The sequence below is a fragment of the Methylomonas methanica genome (assembly GCF_001644035.1).
Taxonomy (GTDB): domain Bacteria; phylum Pseudomonadota; class Gammaproteobacteria; order Methylococcales; family Methylomonadaceae; genus Methylomonas; species Methylomonas methanica_A.
On the sequence record NZ_LUUG01000025.1, the window covers coordinates 1 to 2,810 of the forward strand.

The 2,810-nt window shown below is 50.1% G+C and carries 6 protein-coding genes; 1 reads left to right on the plus strand and 5 read right to left on the minus strand.

The genetic code is table 11. The annotated features are described in order from the left end of the window. Positions 1 to 125 precede the first annotated feature (125 nt). The gene (locus A1332_RS01260; RefSeq protein WP_064006772.1) at positions 126 to 341 is read left to right on the plus strand and encodes an SHOCT domain-containing protein; all 216 of its coding nucleotides are present in this window, start codon (positions 126 to 128) and stop codon (positions 339 to 341) included. Positions 342 to 362: 21 nt separating this feature from the next. On the opposite strand, the gene A1332_RS01265 is transcribed toward A1332_RS01260, so the two are convergent. The 5 genes from A1332_RS01265 to A1332_RS01285 form a co-directional block, all read right to left on the minus strand. Next, positions 363 to 770: a hypothetical protein gene (locus A1332_RS01265; protein WP_064006773.1), complete on the minus strand. Its 408-nt coding sequence runs from the start codon at positions 768 to 770 to the stop codon at positions 363 to 365. A gap of 109 nt (positions 771 to 879) precedes the next feature. Continuing rightward, complete coding sequence (locus tag A1332_RS01270; RefSeq protein ID WP_064006774.1) at positions 880 to 1,113, minus strand: hypothetical protein; 234 nt, start codon at positions 1,111 to 1,113, stop codon at positions 880 to 882. A gap of 60 nt (positions 1,114 to 1,173) precedes the next feature. Then, the gene (locus A1332_RS01275) at positions 1,174 to 1,392 is read right to left on the minus strand and encodes a hypothetical protein (protein ID WP_064006775.1); all 219 of its coding nucleotides are present in this window, start codon (positions 1,390 to 1,392) and stop codon (positions 1,174 to 1,176) included. A 79-nt stretch (positions 1,393 to 1,471) separates the two neighbouring features. Further along, on the minus strand, positions 1,472 to 1,924 hold the full coding sequence (locus A1332_RS01280; protein WP_064006776.1) for a hypothetical protein: 453 nt from the start codon (positions 1,922 to 1,924) through the stop codon (positions 1,472 to 1,474). 45 nt (positions 1,925 to 1,969) lie between these two features. Then, a complete protein-coding gene (locus tag A1332_RS01285) occupies positions 1,970 to 2,725 on the minus strand; it encodes a DUF932 domain-containing protein (protein WP_197491366.1) in 756 nt (251 codons plus the stop codon). Positions 2,726 to 2,810: the final 85 nt, after the last annotated feature.

The window sequence follows — 2,810 nt, forward strand, 5'->3', positions numbered from 1 at the left end:
GAGTGGGCATCCCGTTTTTTCGCGAATAGCGAAAAATGCCCCAAAAAAATGCAAACCTGCACACAGATTTGAATTATCGATACGGCAGATAATCACTATTCGTTTGAACAGATTAGGAGAACAAAATGGGCGATTGGGACTTTCTGCATGAAATGAGGGATCGTGGATTTAGCCAAGAAGCTATTACTGGAGCTATGGCCTGTGGCTATGCGCCTTGGGAGGGAGAAGGGATAGCAAAGCAAGAAAGAAAAGCTAAATGGGAGGAATTGAAATCCCAAAGGGACTCAGGCGAAATATCACCCGCAGAGTTCAAAAAGCGAAAGACAGAGCTATTCAAATAGCGCTTCAATTCGTCATTCTTCTCAGTTGCGTAATTGCACAACCTTGCACCCAAGAGCATCCGTTGAGGGTTTTATTGGAACAAGCAGGCCATCCAAGGACTCGCCTCGTTCAATATCGCCCGGCCACACTCGCAAATAAGCCAGAGCAAAGCCGCCATCTTTACGCTGTGGTCGGACAAAAAAGACCGCGCAATAATGCCCACGCCTTTCAAAATATTCTGCGCCAACGTCTACCAGCAAGCCGGTACACAGTACCGGCTTGCCGCCGCGATCCAAGCCCTTCCACTGGATAACATCGCCGGCCTGATACGGTTGGCTAGTTATCGCACGACGATGACTAGCGTTATCGTAATTATCCCAAGGCAAAAAGCCCGGTGCCCGTTGTGGCTGAACATTTAGCCACGGCGAGTTAGATTTCAAAGGTTTCATAAACAAAGCTCCCAAATACCGGAAAGGTCGATTTGCCCACAACGATTCGCTCTTTCGGAGGCAGATTGGAAAGCCTCCCCGCGAATCGATGTGGACAAATCTCGTTAGCCTAAAAAAACCAATTCCGCAGCCCTAAAAAACTGGTCACAGTAAAGCCCAACTGCATCACCACCAGCGCCCAGGTCTGCGTTTTGGTCCCGTGATACAACCACGCGCAATTCGACGCCAAAAACGCCACAAACCCATACCCCGAATAAGACGTGTTCAGGGCAAGCAAAAAGCTACCAGCAAGCCCAAGCACCGAACCAATCCAACCGACAACCGCCACCCGTTCAAATACCATCGCCGCACCCTCGCCAGGACCGCCGTCGTGCGATAGCGCGACGGCGAAAAAAAATAAAACTCAATGATCCCAATAGCGATGATCGTAGTATTGACCATCGATCAAAATGCAATTCTCTACCGTAATCGGAACCCGCTCGATACTGCCATCCGTTTTCAGCACATCGCAACTAACATCATCGAAGCCAAACCCGGTCACCCTAAACCGCCACGGATAAACCTTATCCCCCACTACTTCACGATCCTGAAAGTACCCCTGAAAATCGCGCGTTTCGAACATCAACACCCCCAAACAAACCCAATAAGACAACGGTAGCGACAGCCCGCCGCCGAGCGATAGCGCGGCGGCGGATCGGCATTTATGGCAACCTATAAATCCCGGTGCCTATTAAAAGCTGCTGCTCACGCAAACCATCCGTTACCACCTGACGCGTAACCAAACCACAAGCCACAAGCTCGTTAATCGCCTCGCGAACATCAAAAAAATGCTTCCCTTGCTCGGTGGCGGTCATGTGAGACTCAAGCGCGGCCACCAACTCACCGCGCCGCATAACCACCTCATCAGCCAACATCATCAAAGCCGCTTCCTTAATGGTTTGCTTCGGGCTTGGCCCTGGATTTCGAATAGTCAAATGAGACGGTTTTTTAGGCATCCAAGGGGCTTCGCTACAGTTCGTGTAATAGCGATACCCCCATTTATACAAATCGTGGTCTTCCTCAAGATAGCCGCTGATAACATAATCACGGTCAAACACCACGCCATAGTCGTTCGTGAAAATAACCGGCGTTCCAATTGGCAACAAATCACACATAATCAACCCCTATAAAAAGGGCCGCATCCTTGCGGCCAGTGCTCACTAAGCGGATTTCAATTTGCGCATTTCTTCGGCCAGTGTCCAAAGCGCCTTATTCAGTTTGACGTTTTCGGATACGCCTTTCACCTCACGGGCGCGGTGTGAGCGGCGAGTTTCTTTATTCATCACATTGACGCCGCCGCGAATGACTTTTTCTTGCAACACGTTAAACGTAGTGAACAAATCGCCGGCACGGTCGCCGGTACGGCGTGGCAATAACAACGCGTCATTGTCAACAACAACCTCGTCAGCATCCCAGCGAAGTTCTTTCGCGGCCTCCGCAAAAATACGGCGTTCTGCTGGGCTTAATACAATCGCTTGCATTGCATCCATGCACTCAAGCGCTTTAGGGGTTTGGTTGAGTACCTGATAAGTACCCTCGATCACATTGTTAACTACATCGCCGCTATGGCGGACGCGGATTTGCTCTATCTCCCCATCGCTTACGATCATTCCATTACTGCAAACCAGTCTGTAAAGGCCAGCGCTCAACTGATAAGAGCTTGTGCCATCGTGCGAATTGACTAACACGATTTCCGGCTTGACCTCACCCACGGTTGAAAAACCGTCATGCTGACGGAAACGCAACAAGTGTTTAGCGAAACCTTTTTTTGTTACATCGCGAACGCGGCTCTCAGTCGCGAACACAGGCAAAAAGCCCTCATTGCGTAAAGCGTCAACGATGTCGATAGTCGGGATGAACTTATAGCTATCAGCGCGGGATGCGTGTTTGTGCTCGGCGAACACCGAAGGGGCCAAGCGGCGTAATTGGTCGTTATCGAGTGGGTTTTGGGTTTTGGGTTTTGGTGCCGTAAAAGGAATTCAACATCGGAAATCTCCGTTA